General features: G+C 42.7%; 13 protein-coding genes. 4 read left to right on the top strand and 9 right to left on the bottom strand.

From position 1 onward, the window contains the following. Positions 1-46: 46 nt before the first annotated feature. The 3 genes from N39L_RS13310 to ltrA all read right to left on the bottom strand — a co-directional run bounded on the left by N39L_RS13310 (position 47) and on the right by ltrA (position 6,464). Positions 47-2,308, bottom strand: a complete 2,262-nt coding sequence (locus N39L_RS13310) for a glycosyltransferase family 2 protein (RefSeq protein WP_014275446.1) — start codon at positions 2,306-2,308, stop codon at positions 47-49. Between the two features lie 289 nt (positions 2,309-2,597). Next, complete coding sequence (locus N39L_RS13305; protein ID WP_006617198.1) at positions 2,598-4,469, bottom strand: caspase family protein; 1,872 nt, start codon at positions 4,467-4,469, stop codon at positions 2,598-2,600. 225 nt (positions 4,470-4,694) lie between these two features. Beyond that, a complete protein-coding gene (ltrA, locus tag N39L_RS13300; protein ID WP_014275445.1) occupies positions 4,695-6,464 on the bottom strand; it encodes a group II intron reverse transcriptase/maturase in 1,770 nt (589 codons plus the stop codon). Between the two features lie 1,141 nt (positions 6,465-7,605). Here ltrA and N39L_RS13295 point away from each other — a divergent pair. Further along, the gene (locus N39L_RS13295) at positions 7,606-7,998 is read left to right on the top strand and encodes a DUF3119 family protein (RefSeq protein WP_006618595.1); all 393 of its coding nucleotides are present in this window, start codon (positions 7,606-7,608) and stop codon (positions 7,996-7,998) included. Positions 7,999-8,062: 64 nt separating this feature from the next. Here the strand turns inward: N39L_RS13295 and gatB are convergent, their stop codons facing one another. After that, entirely contained in the window at positions 8,063-9,547 is a 1,485-nt protein-coding gene (gene gatB, locus N39L_RS13290; RefSeq protein WP_006618596.1) for an Asp-tRNA(Asn)/Glu-tRNA(Gln) amidotransferase subunit GatB, read from the bottom strand. Between the two features lie 127 nt (positions 9,548-9,674). Between gatB and N39L_RS13285 the strand changes: the two genes are divergently transcribed. Then, a complete protein-coding gene (locus N39L_RS13285; RefSeq protein WP_006618597.1) occupies positions 9,675-10,883 on the top strand; it encodes a hypothetical protein in 1,209 nt (402 codons plus the stop codon). 112 nt (positions 10,884-10,995) lie between these two features. Then, complete coding sequence (locus N39L_RS13280; protein WP_014275443.1) at positions 10,996-15,792, top strand: nSTAND1 domain-containing NTPase; 4,797 nt, start codon at positions 10,996-10,998, stop codon at positions 15,790-15,792. On the opposite strand, the gene N39L_RS13275 is transcribed toward N39L_RS13280, so the two are convergent. Together N39L_RS13275 and dnaG are read right to left on the bottom strand one after the other, a co-directional pair. Then, positions 15,793-15,972, bottom strand: coding sequence for a hypothetical protein (locus tag N39L_RS13275; RefSeq protein WP_014275442.1), 180 nt, complete (start codon positions 15,970-15,972; stop codon positions 15,793-15,795). A 163-nt stretch (positions 15,973-16,135) separates the two neighbouring features. Beyond that, on the bottom strand, positions 16,136-18,061 hold the full coding sequence (gene dnaG, locus N39L_RS13270) for a DNA primase (RefSeq protein ID WP_006618599.1): 1,926 nt from the start codon (positions 18,059-18,061) through the stop codon (positions 16,136-16,138). A 162-nt stretch (positions 18,062-18,223) separates the two neighbouring features. Between dnaG and N39L_RS13265 the strand changes: the two genes are divergently transcribed. Further along, the gene (locus N39L_RS13265; RefSeq protein WP_006618600.1) at positions 18,224-18,808 is read left to right on the top strand and encodes a DUF2062 domain-containing protein; all 585 of its coding nucleotides are present in this window, start codon (positions 18,224-18,226) and stop codon (positions 18,806-18,808) included. On the opposite strand, the gene N39L_RS13260 is transcribed toward N39L_RS13265, so the two are convergent. From N39L_RS13260 to N39L_RS13250, 3 genes are all read right to left on the bottom strand, one after another. After that, positions 18,805-20,523, bottom strand: coding sequence for a helicase HerA domain-containing protein (locus tag N39L_RS13260; RefSeq protein ID WP_006618601.1), 1,719 nt, complete (start codon positions 20,521-20,523; stop codon positions 18,805-18,807). The genes N39L_RS13265 and N39L_RS13260 overlap by 4 nt on opposite strands. Positions 20,524-20,592: 69 nt before the next feature. Beyond that, positions 20,593-21,255, bottom strand: coding sequence for a phosphoribosylanthranilate isomerase (locus N39L_RS13255; RefSeq protein ID WP_006618602.1), 663 nt, complete (start codon positions 21,253-21,255; stop codon positions 20,593-20,595). Positions 21,256-21,270: 15 nt separating this feature from the next. Continuing rightward, entirely contained in the window at positions 21,271-21,792 is a 522-nt protein-coding gene (locus N39L_RS13250) for a DUF4330 domain-containing protein (RefSeq protein ID WP_006618603.1), read from the bottom strand. Between the last annotated feature and the right edge of the window lie 332 nt (positions 21,793-22,124).

Below are 22,124 nucleotides of genomic sequence, written 5' to 3'. Positions count from 1 at the left end.
CCTAGCTGTCTGTGGCAAGTTGGGGAGTCAAATAATGGATTATCGATTAGTGTTGATGAACTGCGATCGCTGTTATTCGTGGTTTCCGGTCAAAGATAAACTTGGGTTTAAGTAAGACTCTCAACAATAACCATAGCGATCGCAATTCTCCGGGAGTTGACAAGTTTTGCCATTGTCCTGGACGACAGAACAGCATTTCTACAAGTTGTCGATGTTGCGACACTGTTAGGGCTTCAAACTCAACCCGAATAGTGGGAAATTCACCGTTCCATTGAGTATCAGTAATTTTCCCCCCTAGGTTTAATTGTACATCAATAATTTCCATTTGTAAAGGTAAAAATTCAGATTTTTGTTTGCCAGTTTTATGATTAAGAATAGACCAGGCGGCGGGTTCTGTGACCACAATTTCAGCACCGACTTCGGAAATATAACGAGTTATTCCCCCTACAACTTGGTCAGAAATTTGGAGTTTGACAGACCGACGCAATTGGAACCAGTCATAGGTATCTGGTAGGGGTGCATCTATGATAATTAGGAGAGATACACTTAAAACTACTAAGTTGTAAATACTCCAGATGATGCCTAAATTGACTCCGGGGTCATTATCAACATTTGATGCTAATAGTTGATGATGCCAAAACAGGCTGACAATTGTGGCTATTAACAGGACAATAAGAGGTGATGCTAATTTCCAGGAGCCGGAAAATTCGGACTTTCTTTTACCTTTGGGGGTTACTTTAAAGCCACCTTTAAAAGGATTAAGCATGACTTGAATTACAGTTAATGCCATGGGGAATGATTGGAAAATTGCATAAATTTCTGACAGGAAGGCTGACCGAGATTTTTGGTTTAACCAAGCAAAAGCCAGGAGAGAAACTAGATAATATGGCATGAAAAAGTAAATAAAATCCCCGACACTAGCTTTAATAGGAATCACGCCTAAAAACCGATAAGCTAAGGGCATTAACAGGATAAAAATTCGGGAAATGCTAGTAAACCAATGTAGCAAACCTTCTAAATGTGCTAATCTTTGTCTGAGGGTTAAACCGGGTATGGTTAAAGGATTGGAGTTGATAAAAAAGGCTTGTAATGTACCGCGCGCCCAACGCATTCTTTGATTAAGGTGGTCGGTGATACTTTCGGCGGCTAAACCTGCGCTTAATTTTTCATTTAAATAAATGAGTTGGTAGCCTTTGCTGGTTAGGGTAATTCCGGTAAAATAGTCTTCACTAATTGATTCGGTAACAAACCCGCCAATAGCTTCTAATGCTGTGCGTCTAATTACAAATGATGTCCCGGCACAAACTACACTACCCGCACCATCTTTTAATGGTTGTATATGTCTATAAAATACTTCTTCTTCGGGGGTAATGATATTTTCTAATCCTAAATTTCTGGATACTGGGTCGGGGTTATAAAAGGTTTGGGGGGTTTGGACTAAGGCGGTGTTAGGCTTTTGAAAAAATCCTACTGTTCTAGTTAAGAAGTTTTTGGTGGGAATGAAATCGGCATCAAAGACTGTAATTAATTCGCCATTTGTGAATTTCAAAGCATGATTAAGGTTCCCGGCTTTGGCGTGAAGGTTATTAGGTCTGGTGAGATAATGACAGCCTAATTCTTGGGCTAATTGTTTGACTTGGGGGCGGTTTGTGTCGTCTAATATGTAGACTTTTTTGGGGTGATAGTCTAAGGCTTGACAGCCGATAATTGTGCGCCTCAGAATAAATAAGGGTTCGTCGTAGGTGGGGATGAAAATATCAACGGTTGGGGTGAATTTGCGTTGAATAACTGACTGTTGGAGTTGGTCGGCTTGGCTACTTCTATCGGTGCTATTTACAATTAGGTAAATTTGAATGATATTAGCACCAATAATGTAAATTTCGAGAGCCATTAGAGTGAGGCTAAATAAACCATTGAGGGGGTCGCTGAGGTTGAGGGTGGAGAACGATCGCCATAGTAAATAACGGATAGTTAATGCTAAGATAATGGCGACAATTATCGCCCTTGATATGGCTGTTGGTTTAGGGTAAATCTTGGTAATTATCCAGGCGATCGCACTTAATAAAATGGTGGGAAACCATAAATAACTACTCGGAATATCCGGCAATTCTAACCACAGCGGTGGGTTTTGTTGTTGGAAATATAGTTGCTGAAAAAAATCGCTGATTAGCGGCTGGTCAGACACCCACCCCCAAGCGATCATACTTAAACACCCCATCACGCCCAAAGCCCATATAGTAGGGATATTTGGGCGTTTAATACCTCGGAAATAGCGTTTAATAGACTGATAAAGCAACCCTGATGTCATCGAAAATGCTCCGGTTCTGGTTAAATATCTAAGCAGTGTAATGAGAGTGCTAACAATCAAAATAGGTGAGCATTGATGTATATGTTAACATAATTTAACAATTGTGTGTAAATTCGCTCATCTCACTGTAATTAAGTCGATATTTTCAGTAAACCGGCTATTTATGAGTTTTCGGGAATAGTTATCTTAAATTTGGCTAAGAATCTGTTCTGTGCTATAATATAAGGCAGACCAAGTCTTGTCTGCCTTATAACCAGAGGTATATTTTTAGTTGGGGGGGATTAACGGATCAATTCTGTGTCTGATTTTGATTTTGTGTTCTGGCTGTCCATTGAGCGATCGCCTGTTGAGCCGCCGTATATGGTGGGGTTCCCTCTGGAATTAAAACCGCCGCCAAAATAGCTGCATCAAATTGATTATTTTGAGCGCGGGACTGAGCCAGTTTCCAAATTTCACCACTCCAGCGAGCGATCGCTTCGGTAGCCTGATCATAACCCAATTCTTGCGGACCAATGGTAGAAACAGCAGCGATCGCATTACTATAAGTAGAAGCCTGTCCCGGTCGAATTTGAGAGCGAGCCGCCTCAATTTTAGCTTCATTCTCCCGCAGTTGTGTGAGAGGTTGCTGCCAATTTTGAATTTGCAATTGCGCCTGTTCATAAATGGGGCGTTGAATTTCCGGGACTAAAGATGCTGCTGCTATCGCTTCCGACCAATTCCCCATAGCCGCCCGTCCTTCGGCGATATCGAGAATCATTTGACTCCAGCGTTGGATAGCTAGTTGCGCTTCAGGATAAAGTGGGTCGTTATTAGGAATTTGATTAGCTTGGACGATCGCCTGACTCAAACGAGAAGCCGAGGTATTTTGAACTATCATTCTAGCCTGCTGTAAAAGCTGTTCACCGTTAGCAGGAGTGGGCGCAGGGGTTACAGGGGTATCATCCCCAACTACAGCTTCTGGCGGCGTTAGGGCTTCGGTTTCTGTGGGGTCGGTAGTTTCCGGGGTGGGTGGTTGGGATAACTCCGTAGGAGGTAAAGAGGGGGTAGTGGAGGCTTGGGAACCTACGAATAGGGATCGGTTAGTATAGAATACCCCCAATAACAGTAGTACAGCGATCGCACCACTCCAGATAATAAGCTGTTGAAAGAATGATCTGTCTGACATAATTTCTTCCTGGGGCTGTTCATTGGTCTTTTGGCTGGGGTCTGGTGTATCTGATGATCCAGAGACCTGCTCCTGATTTAATGATTCTGTGGGGTTTTCACTGGCGTCTGGTCGGCTTACCGGAGCGCTTGGTATGGTTGAAGACAGCTTCAGATTGGGTAAAGCTGAGGGGTTGCTGCCATTTTGCTTAGGTGCAAAAGTGGAATTGAGCGCGGAATTGCTCTGATGGTTTCCCGCCGCCGCCATGGCTTTGGCTGGTTCAGGTTGTAGCAGCAATTGCGCCTGTTCTGCGGTGGCGATCGCAAATACTGGGTTTTGTACCGGTCGTAAATGTTGATCGGTCAATTCGGGAAGGCGATCGCTTAAAAATGATTTCAAATCAGCCAGAGTCTGACATTTTCCTGATTTCAACCCTTCTAATAGGGCGGCGGTGAAAAAGCCATTTCGTAGGGAAGAGGTTTCCCTAGATACCTCGTCAGGACGACAAGATAAGATTGTCGGAATCCTAAATTTTTCCGATAAGGCGATCGTCTCCCTTCCAATCTGATCGCCTACCTGCACTCCCTGAGTCCGGTTAATATCCAACAGCAGTAATATATTATCCGTAGGTGCATTGTTTAAATGCTTAAACAGCAGGCTGATCGGGATAGCCGTTTCCTCCAGGTTCTCTGGGCTGCCATCAATAGGCATTAGATAATCTTGCCCCTTATGATGAATGCCGTAGCCACTGAAAAAGCAAAATAGGGTATCTTCCGCCTGGAGTTGTTCTCGACAGATACTTTCCATCCAGTCTAACAGGTTTCCCCGGCTCGGATAAGTAGGCAGATCCCACGTTTCCGGGGACGTATCCGTGATCAACACACAGCGATCGCTCGCAAAACCAGCATCTTGAGCCCAGAAATGATTGAGAGCTTCTGCATCCCTTTGGGCGTAACTCAGGGGTTGCAGGAATTGATACTGGTTAATCCCAATGGTCACACAAACATAATGTTTCATCTAACTTACCTCAATTTGATAACTTTAACTTGCGCCTCAGACGCTACAGACGGCACTCAAAGACTCTTGATGGCTCAATACCTGATTGCAAAACCATATAACCACCAATAATAACTATCGTTCTTTAAATTAGGGGTCGAGAATGGAGTCACCTCCATCCCCTCCCATTCAGAACCGTACTTGAGACTTTCACCTCATACGGCTCCTAGTTTGACCGTCTCCTTGTTAAGAGTACAGCATCATCTCTTCATCAAGAGCTGTTTTATCATCGTGGCAATGGCGATGTAATAATTGGAGATTCTTGTATTCATCCTTTCCGCCTTGGCTTCTGGGTACAATATGGTCTACTTCAATTAAGTCTGACGGGGTAAAGAATTGCCCACACCAGTTACATCTACCTTTTTGCTTCTTGAGTAGTTTTGCTACCCTATTTGGTGTATCGATTGCTTGTCCTTTCCTGGTTGCCCAGTAAGTCCAATTTCCGTCGTATGGTGTTGCGTCAGGGCGTATTAGGGTATGTCTGACAATCGGCGTGTAGCTATGTTTCCACAACTGATGACCATCCTTGGTTTGGAATAACCAAGTTTCCTGTCTTTCTTTCCCATTACTGAGCTTGACCGTTCCGGGTCTAAAGTAATTACTCAGTTTTTCATAACTTGCCTTTTCGCATCTTGATACTGTCCATGCCCGTAACATATGCCAGATTATTGCATCTAGCTTATTGAAGGTCTCAACTGAGACTACCGCTGAATAATAGTTTGACCATCCCTGAACAATTGGGTTTAGTCTACTTATCAGGGCTGACTGAGGTGCTGTTCTATATTGTTTGATTACACCTTTTATTGCTTCTGTGTGGGCTTTAACTGCTTTTTGGCTGGGTTTTATGAGGGTTTTATGTCCGATTAATCGGCTTGCTGCCCCACCTGTTTTCCCGGATTTATACTTTCCTACGGGATATTGCCTGATATTGAATCCTAGAAAATCGAACCCAGGTTCCTCAATCTTGCCATTATACTCAATAGGCTTAAGTGTGTGACATATTCGGGTCTTTTCAGGTTTTATTTCTAGTCCTACAGGTTTTAGCCATTCAGAAATAGCAGTCCTGCACTGTTCAATAATCTCTAGTGATGGAGATATCACTACAAAATCATCGGCGTATCTTATTAGGGTAGCCTTAACTTTAACCCCTTTTACTTTAGGATACATTGTTTCAATTAACCTAGCCATACCCAACAGTGCGATGTTAGCTAGGAGTGGACTTATTACCCCTCCTTGAGGTGTCCCTGCTTCTGTATCCTCAAATACACCGTTGTCTAATACACCCGCTTTGAGCCATTGTTTTAGGTCTCTTTTCAGGATACTTGGACAATGAATTTTGGACAGTAGGTAATCATGGTTTATTCGGTCAAAGCATTTTGCTATATCAGCGTCGAGAACATAGTATTGTCCTTGATTTGTGGCAGTGTAAATTCTACCAATTGCGTCCTGAGCTGACCGTCCGGGTCGGAACCCATAGCTAGTGCCTTCAAATCTCGATTCCCATTCAGGTTCGAGAGCCGACTTGACCAAGGCTTGCCTTGCTCTATCTTGGATTGTGGGAATTCCCAACGGGCGTTTTTCATCCCTGCCGGGTTTTGGTATCCACACTCTTCTAAGTGCTTTTGCTTTGAGATTTCCTTTGATTCTCTCAGTCAGTTCAAACCTTTGCTTAGGAGAAATTGCGATAATTCCATCCACTCCGGCTGTTTTCTTTCCTTGATTGTCTTGGGTCACTCGCCGCACTGCTAAGAGCCGGGCATAGTACGATTTCACCAATAGACGTTGCCACCTTCTTACCTTTGCATCTTGTCCCGATTTAGCTGCTTGAAATATACTCTTTTGGAGCTTGAAAACTTTCCGTTGAACCTTAGTCCATGGGACTGCCTTCCATGCGTTGTTCGTAGTCTTGATTGGTTTTGGTTTCCCAAACCCTTTCTTTAAACTCGCTATCGCCATTTGTACACCTACTAGGCTCTATTTCTTTACAATCAAACCGTGACCTGTTAGCATATCCCTACCATTACAGTTGGGCGTTGGCTTCTGGTCACTTCTCACATCCTCTAGGACTTGCGGTTACACTTATCCCTACTGATATCTCGACCAGATAATCAGAGTCCAGGAGGACTTAAAACGTTCCGTTTATATGGGCATTCCATCTTTAGATTTGTCCTTTCCATCGGGGTACTTTTAAAGGTCTATGTAGGTAATTCAAGGATATTCCTACTCTTCCCCTTGCTCTTTTGAGCGCAGCGTGTCAACCTATTTCGCTACTTAATTCTTACGATGGTTCAAGCCGGACATTCGGTTTCCCTAATCATGGATGGTTGGCAGTGGTCGCATCTGGTAGTAGGTTCTACTTCACGCCTTCCGTTCCCCGCTTCAATCCTGGGGTTGTGATTCCCAAAACTGGGGGTGGCTATCGCCGTTACCCTAATTTCCTAACTTTACTTATCCATTTCTGGGCTTCCTATAAGGAATTTGTATGAGTTAGTTCGTTTTGACCTTGGGTTCCCTGCCTTGTTTTGTATATTTCTATACCAATCGTTGGGACATATAAACAGTTATGGAGATGGTCAGAGGCAAGCCTCTTGTATTCAACCAAGGGGCTGAAATCTCCACCAGGCAGCTATTTCGGGTATCTCATCCCTATTTCATGCCTGAACGTCTCGCACCCTTGACTGAATCATACGACAATATCCGTTGATAATCCCTCACTCAAAAGTCTATTGTACAAAACTTGATAGTTAAACTTTACTAATATCTTTCGGGAAAGAGTTTTTTATTTTCAATCGACGTTAAGAATTGTTACAATTTTATTGATAATTGCTCTCAAATTGTTGACGAGTTTATAGGGGTTGTGCTACTCTAAAAATAATCGCTTCCAAGGGCTTACTGTGTCTATTTGTAAAAATAATGGCTGAAACCCCCACTGCGTCGCTGTTGTGATTATTTTACCGCCAAAATTTAAAATTCACGATGCACGAGTTTTAGGCGATCGCCAGAGGGCCAAAAAATCACGACTTGACAAAATCGACATTTTGTGCATATACCTAGAAATTGTCATAGAAAACCGTCAAAAATAAACGATCAAGCACTTATGACCACAACTTCAGAAACCACCCAACTCCCTCCGATAGTCGAACTTCCCCCCAGTTACGTCATTCCCGTGGTGTTGGTACTTAGTTCAATCCCCTTATTTCTGATTCTGAAATGGGTAGCGCTACCCGTCTCTTTGTTTGGACTATTTCTAGCCATTCAGACAGCCACCATACGCCTACAGTTTACACCCACAGATTTAGATATATATCGTTCAGGTAAGATGATTCGGCGTTTTCCCTATCGAGAATGGACAAACTGGGAGATTTTTTGGTCGCCTGTACCGATTTTATTCTATTTTCGGGAAGTTAATAGTATCCATTTTCTACCCATGCTATTCAACGCCGGAATGCTGCGTTCTTGCTTAGAAGAAAAAATCACCATTAATCAGTAATTGATTAAGGGGAGGGCGTAGCAACCCTCTCCGTAGAAGGGAGAGAGAGGCTTAAAAGAACTAACTAACCTTCCAGCTTTTGAGAGATTAACTTGTTAGTTAACTGCGGGTCGGCGCGTCCTTGGGTTTTCTTCATAACCTGTCCCACAAAGAAACCTTTTAGCTTAGTTTTACCAGCCTTGAATTTTTCAACTTCCTGGGGATGACTAGCTATAACTTCATCGATAATCGCTTCTAATTCCCCTGTGTCAGAAATCTGGATTAAGCCTTTTTTCTCAACCAGTTGTTTAGGGGAACCACCCTTAGTCAAAAGTTCCGGCAGGATATCTTTAGCGATTTTACCACTAATGGTATTGTCGCCAATCAGAGCAATTAGTTCCGCTAGTTCAGCGGGTTTAAGGGGAATGTCATTAATTGCCAGTTTTTCATTTTTCAGATAGGCCGTAATATCCCCCATTAACCAGTTAGCCGCTTGTTTAGTATCTGCGCCTGCTGCTACTGTAGCCTCGAAATATTCCGCCACAGTGCGATCGTCCGTGAGTACACGAGTATCATAGGCAGATAATCCCAAGTCCGTCTCGTAACGGTGTCGTTTTTGGGCGGGAAGTTCTGGTAATTCCGACTTCCATTGTTTCAATTGTTCCGCTGATACTTGAATAGGAGGAAGGTCAGGTTCTGGGAAATAGCGGTAATCGCTGGAACCCTCTTTACTTCTCATGCTGATAGTGCGTTGGCTGCCTTCTTCCCAGAGACGGGTTTCTTGAATAAGAGACTCTCCGGCTTCTAGGGCGGCAATTTGGCGTTCTATTTCGTAGTCGATCGCCCTTTGAATTGCACTAAAGGAGTTCATGTTTTTAATTTCAACTTTAGTGCCAAATTCTTTTTGACCGACGGGACGCACGGAAATATTCACATCACAGCGTAGGGAACCTTCTTGCATATTCCCATCACTAACCCCTAAATAGCGGACAATGCGGCGCAATTCTTGGGCGTATTCAGCGGCTTCTAAACCGGAACGGATATCAGGTTCTGAGACAATTTCCACTAGGGGGATACCTGCCCGATTAAAGTCTACCATAGAATAAGTAGAACCCGATAGGCGATCGCTACCTCCATGAACAAGTTTTCCCGCATCTTCTTCCATGTGGAGGCGGGTAATACCTATGCGTTTACGGATAGGATTATTATTCTCATCGACAATCTCAATTTCCAGCCAGCCATTAGTAGCAATAGGTAGATCAAATTGGGAAATCTGATAATTTTTGGGCAGATCTGGATAAAAATATTGTTTGCGATCGAACTTACTATAGGGCGCAATTTCACAATTAAGGGCTGAGGCGGCTTTAACTGCATACTCTAACACCTTTTGATTTAAAACCGGAAGCACTCCCGGCAGACCTAGACAGATGGGATCAATATTGGTGTTAGGGTCAGCACCAAACTGGGTCGAGGAGTTAGAGAAGATTTTAGTTTCGGTACTAAGCTGACAGTGGGTTTCTAAGCCTATGACAGCCTCATACTCGGTTTTTACTGGTGCTAGAGTAGACATAAGCGATGTAGCAATTGAGCAACAATAATGAGATTGTACATTGTCTCTTATCTTAACTTATGCTGCCGATGATATGATTGGGAATGCGATCGCATTCGAGAAAATGCACAACCCCGAATAGACCATAATGAACCAGACCTTGCTCGCACAAGCTAAAAACCGGGCTGCTGTTTTTGAGGAGTTCCTCCAAATAGAATTAGACCAGGAAGCGAATGCCAGCCAATTGGCCTTTTTGGATAGAGGGATTGAAAATTCCCCATATCAAGCCGAACTTTCCAACTATCCGATTTACTTGGAACAAAAACCCATGGATTTTAGCCCCTATCCTAATCGAGGAAAAGTTCCCAAAATCAACACTACCTACCTTAACTTCCTGGACCCGGAGATTCTACAGGCTTGCGTTTGTGTAGGTCGGTTTATTGATGACCAATTCCAAACTATCTGGATGATAAAAAACGCCCTGGAGAGTGTCCAGTTTCGCACTACCACCAAGATTATAGCAGGCTTAAATATATTATCCCAGGTAAATACTAAATTCCCTGATGCTAAGATTGGGAACTGGGTATTTCGAGATCCTCAAGGCCGCAAGCCGGATTTTTCCTTTGTTGATGCTATGGCGGATATCGTCAGCTACAGAAGAAAAATCGCCACCTCTAACGCCTTGTCAGGGATGCTCAAACGATTTGAGTCCCGTTCAGGTTTGGAACGTTGGCTCATCAAAATCACAGGTAATCAAAACCTAGAATTTCGTGGGGACTACGGGGAGGATGCGTTTATTCAAAATCCGCGATTGGTGGATGCCAAAAGCCAAAAGGTGCTATTATCTGCGGTCGAGGATGCTCCGCGAGGTCAGAATCTGTTATCTGCCTATGATCTGACTCGGATAATTTCTATGGTAGGATGGCATTATCATCTAACCCCGGAAGCTCAACTACCGGGGGTGACTTGGGAAACCCTTAAATATCTGATTCCAGCTTTGGGTCAGGATACAGCTAGATTTGTAGATGTTGCCTTAGATGCTTTAGGATTGACGGATGTTATTTATGCTCCGGTGATTCTGTCGAAGTTGGGACATGGCCCTAGTCAAGTTCGCAACAGCATTGAAACCACCTATGTAGCCTTTGTGCAGTTTATAGATCGGCTTCCTAGCCAGACTGGACAGGCGACACAACCTTCTCGATTACGAACTATCTCGATGACTTTGCGGGGAGCTATTCCCATCACCAATTTTCAAGATTATAATCAGGAATCAATCCGGTTAGATGCTCGTATGGCTGCAGAGGTAACGGAGATCCTGCGACGGTTGGTAAGTGAGGAGTTTAATGCGATCGCTTAGGGGAAACTAGGCTGAGATGATTTTAGCGCTTTTCCCCGGCTAGATAGGTTGATGTGCGATCGCGCGATGCAGAAGTTGCACCAGGTTAACCAAGAAGTGATGGAATTTGAGAATGTACGATGGGGAAAAGGCTAACCAAGACGCGATCAGAACTCTGATCCGCAGTATTACTCGCCTCCAGGGTGATTTTTCGTTGATTCTCGCCTGTTGCAATTACCGTTCGGTTCGGGAAACTATTGTGCAACAGTTGCGGGTAGATTGTCCTCTTCCCATTCGAGAATTAGTTTTAGACCCCAAGGCTAAAACTCTCTATACGACCATTTTTGATAGCCTAGAGGGGGAAATGCCATCAGCTTTGATGGTGTTTGGCTTGGAGTCGGTGCATAATTTGCAAGGGGTACTCAAGGCGACTAATCAAATGCGGGAGGAATTTCGCAATTTTGAGTTTCCGTTGATTTTGTGGGTCAGCGATCAATTGGTGTCGATGATGATTCGCTTAGTCCCAGATTTTCATAGTTTCGCCACTACAATTCACTTCCAGGTTGAAACTGAGCATCTTATTGGCTTCCTGAAACAGACGACTAATCAGATTTTAGAACAGTTACTCGATAGCGGCGCAACTATTTTTTTAGATGAGGCTACCCTGGAGTTAGAAAGGGGTTCTCCCCTACGCAATGAACTAGAATCCGCACAACAGGATCTCCAACAGCGGGGAGTAACTCTTGCTCAGGATTTAGAAGCTAGTTTAGAGTTGATACTAGGTCGAATTGACGATAATACTACTCAGGAAGCATTACAGCATTACGAACGGAGTTTAGCATTGTGGCAGCAGACTAACAACCGCTTAGGCTGTGGTCATGTTCTGTTTTATTTGGGTTTTTGGTGGCGTTACTATGGGATGATGAACCGGGGGGAAAAGTGGGAAGCCTGCGCCAAAGCTACAGACTATTATCGGCAATCTTTACGGGAATTTGAGGCGGCTGATCGACCGGATTTGGTGGCTAAGTTTATTAACGCTTTGGGGGAAATATTACACTATTTGGAAAATTGGTCAGAGTTAGACGAAGTGGCTAATTGGGCTTTAGATTTGCATCAAAACCAGTCCCATTCCTTTAGATCTGCTCGCGCTTACCACTTTTTAGCCGAAGTACAATTGGCTCATGGTAACTTCAAAACTGCTAAGTATATTATACAGAAATCTCTGGAAATTATCAACAGTAATTTATCGGAAAATTCCCAGGTTAATAATCCCTCTGAATATCTCCGCAAGTTAGATTGGGAACGTTCTTATCATTGGGGATGGTATTTGCTGTGTTTAGGGAGATCTCAACAAGGCTTAGGAGAACATGAAGAGGCGATCGCTACTTTAAAAACCGCCCAGAAATTGACGAAGCCGTGTTATGATCCAGAACTATATATTAAAATTTTTCACCAGTTACACGACAGCTATTTTAGACAGGGTGAATATCTCGCCGCCTATCAAGTCAAACAGCAACAGCGGGAAATAGAACAACAGTTTAGTTTTCGGCCTTTTATCGGTGCGGGAGCATTACAGGAAAGCCAATTAATTACTAATCCCAGTTATCCCAAATCTGGCGATCGGACTTTAATTAATTCCGAAATGACGGCTTCGGGAAGATTGCAAGATATTGACCAATTAATGAAACGTCTGGGGGAAGACAGATATAAATTAACGGTAATTTATGGACCATCGGGAGTTGGTAAAAGTTCTTTGTTACAAGCCGGAATTATTCCCCAACTTCACAATCAAAATACATTAATTCAAGCCCGGAAAGTGATCCCGATTTATCAAAAAACCTACACTAATTGGGTGGGGGGACTCAGTAATGCGATCGCCACAGCTTTATCCAAATTAGATAACTCTGAATTAGACTCAGGTTTTTTAACTAACCCGACCGAAATTTTAGACCAACTACAGGTTCTGAATTATCGGAATTTAGTGATGATTATTATTTTCGATAAATTTGAAGAGTTTTTCGTAGCCACCAAGGAACCCCAAAAGCGAGAAGAATTTTATCAATTTTTACGGGAATGTTTGAATATTCCCTATATTAAAACTATTTTTGCACTGCGTCAGGACTACTTACACCACCTGCTAGAAGGAAATCGTTTAAAATACTTTGATGCTGTTAACGACAATATTTTAGACAAGAATATTCTCTATTATTTAGGTAATTTCGTCCCGGAAGATGCCGCCTCAGTTATTCAAAATTTAACCGCTAAAACTCAATTTATCTTAGAACCGGAATTAATTAAGCAACTGGTACAAGAATTAGCCGGAGAGTCGGGAGAAGTCCGACCCATTGAACTACAAATTGTCGGTTCTCAACTTTACACTAATCAAATCACCACCTTGGAAGAATATCGCCTAAAAGGACCAAAAAGGCGGTTAGTAGAGAGTTATTTAGAGGAAGTAGTGGCGGACTGTGGTGCGGAAAATAAAGACATCGCCGAATTAGTCTTATATTTACTGACAGATGAATATAACAACCGACCCTTAAAAACTCGGTATGCTTTGAATCGAGATTTACAAAGTTTAGCGGATAACCTAAAAATCACGGATCAACTAGATACAGTCTTAAAAATATTTGTGTTATCTGGGTTAGTCTGTTTACTCCCAGAAATTCCAGAAGAACGCTATCAGCTTGTCCATGATTACCTAGTGTCTTTTATTCGGGAACAACGGAGTAGTGAATTAGTTTCTAAGCTGCAACTGGAGAAACAAAAAAGACAGCAAGCCGAAGCGGAGATTACCGAAATTAATCAAGTTTTGAGGAAAAGGCTAGTTAATACGATTGGCTTATGTATAGGGTTGAGTTTATTATCAATAGCAGTATTAATGTTGTGGCTCAATACTAAAACCCAGGAACAACAGCTAAAATTAGCTAAGTTTAATTATGAATATTTGGCTTTGTTAAAAGGGGAAACGGATCAACTGAAAGCCTCCCTAACTGCTATGGAAGCTGGTAGAATTCTGCAACGGGAACCACTTACGGAAATTGAACGCCGCACGGCTAGTTCTCTGTGGGAAGTTAATAATATATTCCGAGAACGCGATCGCCTCTCCGAATCTTTTGGCGGTATTCTCAGCGTCAGTGTTAACCCTGATGGTGATCAAATAGTATCAGGCGATCAAGATGGTACAATCAGGATCTGGAACCAAAATCGGGAATTAATAGGAAGTTGGTTAGCCAATAAACGCAAAATTCGCCGCGTGGTTTTTAGTCCGCATTCCTCCAGTCAACAATCGATTATAGCTTCAGCGGGGGAGGATGAAAATATCAAACTCTGGCGACCTGATGGAACTTTAATTAACACCCTAATAGGACATACCAGCGATATACAATGGCTAAGTTTTAGTCCAGATGGTCAGCAGTTAGCCTCTGGGAGTGAAGATAGAACTATTCGTCTGTGGAGTCGTGACGGTGACACCATCGCCATATTAACCGGACACGAAGCGGAGGTTTTATCTGTAAGTTTTAGTCCTGATGAACAGTTGATTGTTTCCTCTGATGAAATGGGGGTAATTAAATTATGGAATCGCCAGGGAGAATTAATCAACAGTTTTCAGGGTCATGACCAAGCAATTTGGAGTGTTAAATTTAGTCCAGACTCTCAAATACTGGCTTCTGCTAGTAATGATAATACGGTGAAACTGTGGAACCCTGACGGAACATTATCGACAACTTTAACAGGTCATGAAAAGTCGGTAAATAGCGTTAATTTTAGTGCTGATGGTCGCCTTATTGTGACAGCCAGCACCGATACAACTATCAAACTTTGGAACTATGAGGGAATTTTGGTTTCTACTCTCCGGGGTCATAGAAATACTGTCAATCAGGCGATTTTTACTCCCGACAGTCAAACGCTAATTTCCGCCAGTGCAGATGGTTCTATCCGTTTTTGGGGACTACAAAACCTCCCCAGAGTCTGGGAATCTCCTAGTGATATTTATAACGCTATTTTTAGCCCGAATAGTGAGTTAATAGCTTCAGTATCTAGCAATAATATGGCGATAATTTGGGAGACTAATTCCCTAAATATTAGGCTAATGTTTGATGAACATACAGATACTGTTAATAATATCAGCTTTAGTCCTGATAGTCAACTAATTGCTTCTGCTAGTAATGATAAAACGGTGAAAATTTGGAATACAGAAGGTGATGTTTTAAGGACTATCAACCATGATTTCCCAGTGTGGACTGTCAGTTTTAGTCCTGATGGTCAAAAAATTGCTTCGGTTAGTGATGATCAAATCATTCGGTTATGGGATCTTAATGGAGTATTAGAAACTACTCTGATTGGACATACAGATAGAATTAATGATATTGATTTTAATCAACCGGCTAAAATCATGGCTTCTGTGGGTGAAAATACTATTAAAATTTGGGATATCAACGGTTCTTTAATTCGCGACCTTTCCCATGGTAGTCACTTCTCTAAGGTGGCTTTTAGTCCTAATGGAACTCTCCTGGCTGTGGCGACGGGGGATGGCTCGGTGAAATTGTGGAATACTTCCGACTGGACACCAATTACAACTACTACTATAGGACGACATAACCGGGTGGTGTTTGATTTGAGTTTTAATTCAACTGGGGAGATCCTGGCTTCTGCGAGTCAGGATGGGACGGTGAAACTGTGGGATCGTTCTGGTCAGCTAATCACGACTCTGGAAGTGGGAATTAAGCCGGTTTTATCAGTTAATTTTAGTGCGGATGACCAAATATTGGTGGCTACTGATGCTGATAACCGCATGGTGTTTTGGGAGTTGGATTATAGCAATTTTAACCAGGTTGATTATTTACTTGATCAGGCTTGCGATCGCCTGCAAAATTATTTAAATCGTCATAATGATAACCCCGCGATTAATCCTAATATTTGTAATTGATTAGCCTCTGGGGGGTCTGGTTTGCTGAATGCGATCGGCTTCCGCTTCCTCTCGGGAGGCGGCTTCGGCTATCTCTTCTGATAGGTGATCCTCTGTGAATTCGCTGGCTAATACCATGGGAGTCATGGCCAAAATACCTGCGATCGCATAAATAGACAGAATCATGGTTTTAGCTAACATAGCCAAAAGGTTTTTAGTATAGGGGTTTACATTTCCCTATACATGAGGTTTTATCCCTATCAGGATAGCCATAATTTTATGAGAATTTTCTTACAATTAATCCGGTTTCTTAGACCATTTTTAATTAACCAGAGACCGTCTTAGGCCATTTTCAAAAACCACATTAAAAAGTCAACTCGGAAAACTTAACCATCCGTAGTTGTTCTAATTCTTTCATGCGTTTTTGTTCGGCGTAGATTTGCTGCTGATAGTATTCAGCCAATTCTAAATTAAGTTTAATATCAGTGTTTTTCCACTTATCTAAATATTGAAGATAGCGTTTTTCACATATTACCCATTCTAAGCAAGCTGTGGCGGTGCGAATCCCCATGCTAGGACGTTGAATATCATTGATATTATTTTCGTTTAAGTAGAATAAATGAGACACTTCCGAGATTTCTGATGAATGTTCCCGATCAAAGTTTTGTAGTTGGGAAATCAAATCAATATCTTCTCTGGCTTGCTGTTCCTGTAAATTCAACTCAATTTCCGCAATTTTCATCCACAAAAACCGATATTTTGTTAAACTAAATTCTAAACTTTGTGCCTCCAAAGCGTTAATCATTTCCTGTCGATACTCTGGACAGTGTAGATAAATCCGCAGCAACAAACCTTCGGCTTCTTCTAACAGAGTTCGGTCACGTTTAGCGGAAATAATATTTGATTTAGTAGCCGTAGATGCTTGATGATGCTTATTTACTGGTTTATTAATCTGTTTTCGCAGACTGTCGGCTAACATGGGAATTAACCGTGATTGACCCTGGCTGAGAATTTCCGCGCAGGATTGAATATAAGCAGTGCGTTGGTTTAAATCTTCGACTCGGCGGAGTAATTCCACCATGGCTGTGGCTATTCTCTGTGATTCGGCGACATTTTCGATGTTTTTACCGCCGACAATTTGATTGATTTGCCATTCTAAAAAATAGGGTGCTTTTGCTACCAAATCCTGATAATCATGGCGGGTGTGAATATATAAATATTCATCGGCATCTTTCCCATTGGGAAGGTTTAAAATTCTCAGGTTTACTTCCCCACGATAGGCGAGAGTTTCAATTTCTCCTATGGCTCTTTCTGTGGCTTTAGTCCCGGCTGCATCGGCATCAAAATTGAGGATAATTTGCTGGGATTCTGTATAGCGTAGCAGCAGACGAATTTGATTAATACTCAGTGCGGTTCCTAGGGATGCTACCACATAATTAATCCCGGCTGCATGGAGAGCGATCGCATCAAAATAACCCTCAACAACTACAGCCATATCTTGTTTGGATATAGCCGTTTTTGCCTTGTCTAAACAAAACAAAGTTCGCCCTTTATCAAATAGTTCTGTTTCGGGAGAATTTAGATATTTAGGCTGTTCATCTCCTAAACTGCGACCCCCAAAACCAATCACTCTTCCCTGGATATCATAAATGGGAATAATTAGGCGATCGCGGAAACGATCATAATAACCATTCCCGGCTTTGCGGGGAACAATTAACCCAGCTTTTTCGACTAATTCTACAGGAAAGTTTTTTTGTTCGACTAAATAACTATAAATATTTTCCCACCCCCCTGGTGCATAACCTAGCTGAAATTCCTGGATAGTTTCCTCTCCCAGACGGCGGGAAAATTTCAGATATTCTAAAGCTGCTTCTCCCTGGGGTTGGCGGAGTGCGTGTTGATAAAAACTGGTGGCGATCGCTAAAATCTCATAGAGTTTTTCCCGCAAGGAAAGGGTCTTTTGGAACTCCTGATGCTGTTCGGGCGATTCGGTTTTGAGGGGGATATTATAGCGTCGCGCCAGGTCTAAAACCACATCAGAAAAGGAGGATTTATCCAACTCCATTAAAAACTTAATGCTATTTCCCGCCGCACCACAACCAAAACAGTAGTACATCTGTTTGCTGGGACTCACGGTAAAACTTGGGCTTTTTTCTTCATGGAATGGACACAGACCCACAAAGTCTTTCCCACGGCGTTTAAGCACCACCTTTTCAGAGATGATATCATAAATATCAGCTCTTTCTTTAACCTCCTCAATTGTGTCGGAATGGATACGGGGAATTGACATATATTCGGAATATTTGATAATCTAATTAATGTCGGTTTTGTGGCGGATATATTATAGCATATTCGCTGGGATTAGGCAAGAGGCAACCCCCGAACCCCCAGAAAATTAATGGGTTCAGCAATTCACCGAAAAATGCTCAATTGTCAATGATTTGATGAAATCATGCCCAAAAATCTGGAGAAGTTGTATAATAAAAACTCCTATGGCAAAAATAACAGCAAGGAGAAACTATCTGTGTATCGATTATCTGAATATCCACCGCAGAAAAGAATATGGGTATATTGGTGGCGGTGGTTAAGATTAGTATATCTGCGGTTAATTAGCCTGCGAGGACAACCAGAATATTTGGCGAGGGGTCTGGCGGCGGGTGTGTTTGCTGGTTTTTTTCCATTTTTTGGGTTTCAAGCGATTATCGGGGTGGCGGTTGCGGTTATTTTAAGAGGTCATAAACTCCTAGCGGTGGCGGGAACTTGGGTGAGTAATCCCTTGACTTATGTTCCCCTGTTCTTTTTTAACTTTCAGGTGGGAATGTGGCTGCTAGGAATTAATCAATTTTCACTAATGATTGATGATGTCGATCTACAATCAGTTAAAGACTTTAGTGAACTGGTAGAAACTGGGGCCGAATTGGCGGGGGTTTTATTGTTAGGATCGACTGTAATGGGATTAATAGCAGCGATCGCTATTTATACTGTGAGTCTTCCCTTATTCCGATATTGGCAACAAAAGCGATCGCAGCGTCGCTAAAATCCCAGGTCATCTAAGGCGGTCGCAGCGGCTTCAAAAACTACCTCGTCCGGCATTTCTTCCCAAGCTATATCTCCAATTTCGCGGTAAAATGTCTCATCGTATGGTCTAGTGCGAATTACCACAGGCATAGGGACGGCATGACCTAAAACTAAAGCCTGTTGTTTAGAGTCTAATTTTGCCAAAACCGATCGCAAATTTTGACCACCAGAAACCCCAGTAAAAATCGCATCGATATCCTTATCATCGTTTAATAAAGCGGTGATACGAGTCCCTATTTGAGACATCACCTCCGAGTCAATTCCTGACGGACGTTGATCAACAATTAATAGGGTGACAAAATACTTTCTCATTTCCCTAGCAATAGTGCCAAAAATAGTAGACCTAACCACGGCTGGATCGAGAAATCTATGGGCTTCTTCGATGGTAATTACCAGAGGTTGAGGGCGATCGCCAGGATTTTTAGAAGCCAAAAATGTTTCAGCTTTTCGGACATAGGACTGGTGAATGCGGCGGGTAATCATATTAGTTACCAGCATATAGGATAACATATCCGACTGGGAACCAAACTCAACAATAACGTGCTTTCCGGCTGACAGAGACTGAAGAATGCGATCGATATAATTAAACGGACAAGTAGGGCGCATATACTTCAAATTTTCCATACGCATCAACTTTCGTTGTAGGGACATAATCGACCCTTTATGACCCCGGCGTTCATCGCAAAACATTTGGATTTCTTCATTAGTCATCCCCAACAGTTGCGAGATCCAATCCTGACCAAACTCACTACAGAGAATATTAGCGTTATCTAAAGCAGCTTCCGAGAGATTTAATTCTCGTTGGACTAAGTTTAAATCTTCTACCTCTATCTGGTTATAACTCAAATACAACTCTTGAGCGTCTCGAATTCCCCGGCGGCGGGTTGACTCTGGGTCAAGAGTGTAGACTTCTACTTGATTCGGAAAAAGTTGTCGTAATCCCTTAACGGTATTAAATTTTTTGCCTTCCGATACAGCCTCCCAACCATATTCAGAGTGCATATCAAAAATCAAGTTAACCGCCGCTTGTTTACGGATAATTCCTGATAATAATAACCGGGTTAAAAAAGATTTTCCGGTTCCCGATTTCCCAAAAACACCGTTACTGCGTTCCACAAACCGATCGAGATCGAGACAGACGGGAACTTGCATATCAATAGGTTCCCCGATCGCAAAATTACGTCGTTGGGGGTCATCTTCCCAGCCAAAAATCACCCGAAAATCTCTTTCCTTAGCTTCGTAGACCTGGGAGAAGTGGCTGGGGATAGTTTTAACGGGGAGTAGTTCAAACTCTTCGGTATTGGTGTTAGGTTGAAAAGAGGCGGCACCGTTACCATTTCCGTTAACTTTGAGTTGAATATCATAGCGATCGCAGACATCCCGATTCAGCATCAACATGGGACTAAGTTCAATAGTTCCATAGGTGCTGTTTCCGGCTAACACAGCTTGGAGAAAATCATTTTCCGGTAGTGGAGGATTGCTAAGAATGCGGGGGCTAGAGGTTCCTAGACAGACATCAGTTAGTAAACAAAAGAAATGCGATCGCACTCCATAGACTACCAAAAACTTACCAACTCTCATGTCCTCGACGGAAACATCGGCGTGTAGTCGCACTTCCAGTCCCTTTGTCAAGGAACCTTGAATCACAGAACCAAGGGGTTGATCAGTAGTCATTAGATACTCATTCCCCAGAGGGGTATAGTTGTTTTTCTCTGTTGATTAATGGTACAATCTAATCAGGAGTTATAGCAAATTTTCCGAGGGATGAAAGGGGGATTTGGTCAGGTTTAACTTCTCAAATAGTTGAGTAACTTTAGCAATATCCTTGTCTCCAGGCGATCGCTCTACTCCACTAGACAAATCTATCCCGTCAGGGTTTAGGCAACTAAGGGCTTCAATGATATTATCAGGATTAAGTCCCCCCGCCAAAAACCAGGGTATGGCAGGGCGAAACTCACCCAAAGATTGCCAATCTATGGTGAGACCAGTCCCCCCCAACTGTTGACCATGATAGGCATCTAGCAGCAAAGCATCTACATGGGGAATAAAGCTGTTGGCTAGGGTGAGAGATTGCGGAGTTTTAACCCGGATAGCTTTAATTAACTCACCATGGGGAAGTTCTTGTCGTAGGCGATCGCAAAATAAGGGGGATTCATCCCCATGAAGTTGTACCCCCGTTAATTTAGCCTGATGGAAAGTTTCCCAGATTTCCTCAAAAGTGGCATTAGCAAAAACCCCAATCCGGTCTACCCTGTCTGGTAGATCAGAGGTAATCGCCCGAATTTGGTCTGGGTGGATATAGCGAGGGGAAGCCCGAACACAAATAAACCCCAAAGCAGTCGCCCCCAAAGAGGCGATCGCCTGTCCTTGGTCAAGTCGGGTTATGCCACAAATTTTAATCCGCATGAAATCAACCCACCATTAATCCTGGACTCGAATATCAACCACACTGGCGTTAAAATTGTAGGTGTTTCCCTCTAGTTCTACCGTATTACCAATGCGAATTTTGACATTACCCAAAACCGGACCCGTATTAGTAACTTGACCCTGGCCCTCCAAAGTGAGCAAAATATTGTTACTGAAAATAAAATCAGCCGTTGGGTCAGGTAGAGCCCTCAAACTCCCGTCAGGTTGGGTAACTGGGATAGTCCGAGGTAGAAACTCAACCGCTTTAATGTCTACCTGTCCATAGGGTTGGTTACGGATAATCAGATTAGTCTTTTCTCCAGCCTTGAGAAAATCCTGGGGATTACGTCCACGCATCCCCAAAGCAATTACATCAACTTCCACAGGTTTAGTCGTGACCCCAATTTGAGCCACCGACCCAGAAGTTCCCGGGAAAAAGAAAATTCCGACAATCACCAGCAAAATGACAGCCGCAGCGCCGAGGTCGAGAATGCTCACCTTTGCGAACAAGCGACCTTTAGAATCCAAAATAGCCATAGAAGCAGATAGTGGGCAGTGTATAACCTTGAGTTTAAGTTATTCCCCAGCATACCATTGACCATCAACGATCCCAACTAGGGATTATTTGGGAATACTGGGCGGTTAAGTTGACAATAGTAGTAGGGGGGAAATCTCTAAGGGAGATGTAGCCTGATCAGTAAGCTGAAATTTATGACCCTCAGATTCCCTGAAAGTAGCCCTAATCTTTATTTTATATAGATTAGGGCCGATGCAAGGGAAAATAGATCAGACATTTACCCCAAATACAATTTATCCTGGAGATAGTAAAGGGGGTTTTACCCCCCCCAACCACTAAGCCCCCTTGTCAT

It is taken from the genome of Limnospira platensis NIES-39, from assembly GCF_026000695.1.
Taxonomy (GTDB): domain Bacteria; phylum Cyanobacteriota; class Cyanobacteriia; order Cyanobacteriales; family Microcoleaceae; genus Limnospira; species Limnospira platensis.
The sequence above is the reverse complement of the archived record's forward strand: the minus strand, read 5'-3'. Positions and strand labels throughout refer to the sequence as shown.

Coding starts and splice junctions, on each gene's coding strand:
- N39L_RS13310 (WP_014275446.1), bottom strand. CDS start 2,308: ATGACATCAGGGTTGCTTTATCAGTCTATTAAACGCTATTTCCGAGGT.
- N39L_RS13305 (WP_006617198.1), bottom strand. CDS start 4,469: ATGAAACATTATGTTTGTGTGACCATTGGGATTAACCAGTATCAATTC.
- ltrA (WP_014275445.1), bottom strand. CDS start 6,464: ATGGCGATAGCGAGTTTAAAGAAAGGGTTTGGGAAACCAAAACCAATC.
- N39L_RS13295 (WP_006618595.1), top strand. CDS start 7,606: ATGACCACAACTTCAGAAACCACCCAACTCCCTCCGATAGTCGAACTT.
- gatB (WP_006618596.1), bottom strand. CDS start 9,547: ATGTCTACTCTAGCACCAGTAAAAACCGAGTATGAGGCTGTCATAGGC.
- N39L_RS13285 (WP_006618597.1), top strand. CDS start 9,675: ATGAACCAGACCTTGCTCGCACAAGCTAAAAACCGGGCTGCTGTTTTT.
- N39L_RS13280 (WP_014275443.1), top strand. CDS start 10,996: ATGTACGATGGGGAAAAGGCTAACCAAGACGCGATCAGAACTCTGATC.
- N39L_RS13275 (WP_014275442.1), bottom strand. CDS start 15,972: ATGTTAGCTAAAACCATGATTCTGTCTATTTATGCGATCGCAGGTATT.
- dnaG (WP_006618599.1), bottom strand. CDS start 18,061: ATGTCAATTCCCCGTATCCATTCCGACACAATTGAGGAGGTTAAAGAA.
- N39L_RS13265 (WP_006618600.1), top strand. CDS start 18,224: ATGCCCAAAAATCTGGAGAAGTTGTATAATAAAAACTCCTATGGCAAA.
- N39L_RS13260 (WP_006618601.1), bottom strand. CDS start 20,523: ATGACTACTGATCAACCCCTTGGTTCTGTGATTCAAGGTTCCTTGACA.
- N39L_RS13255 (WP_006618602.1), bottom strand. CDS start 21,255: ATGCGGATTAAAATTTGTGGCATAACCCGACTTGACCAAGGACAGGCG.
- N39L_RS13250 (WP_006618603.1), bottom strand. CDS start 21,792: ATGGCTATTTTGGATTCTAAAGGTCGCTTGTTCGCAAAGGTGAGCATT.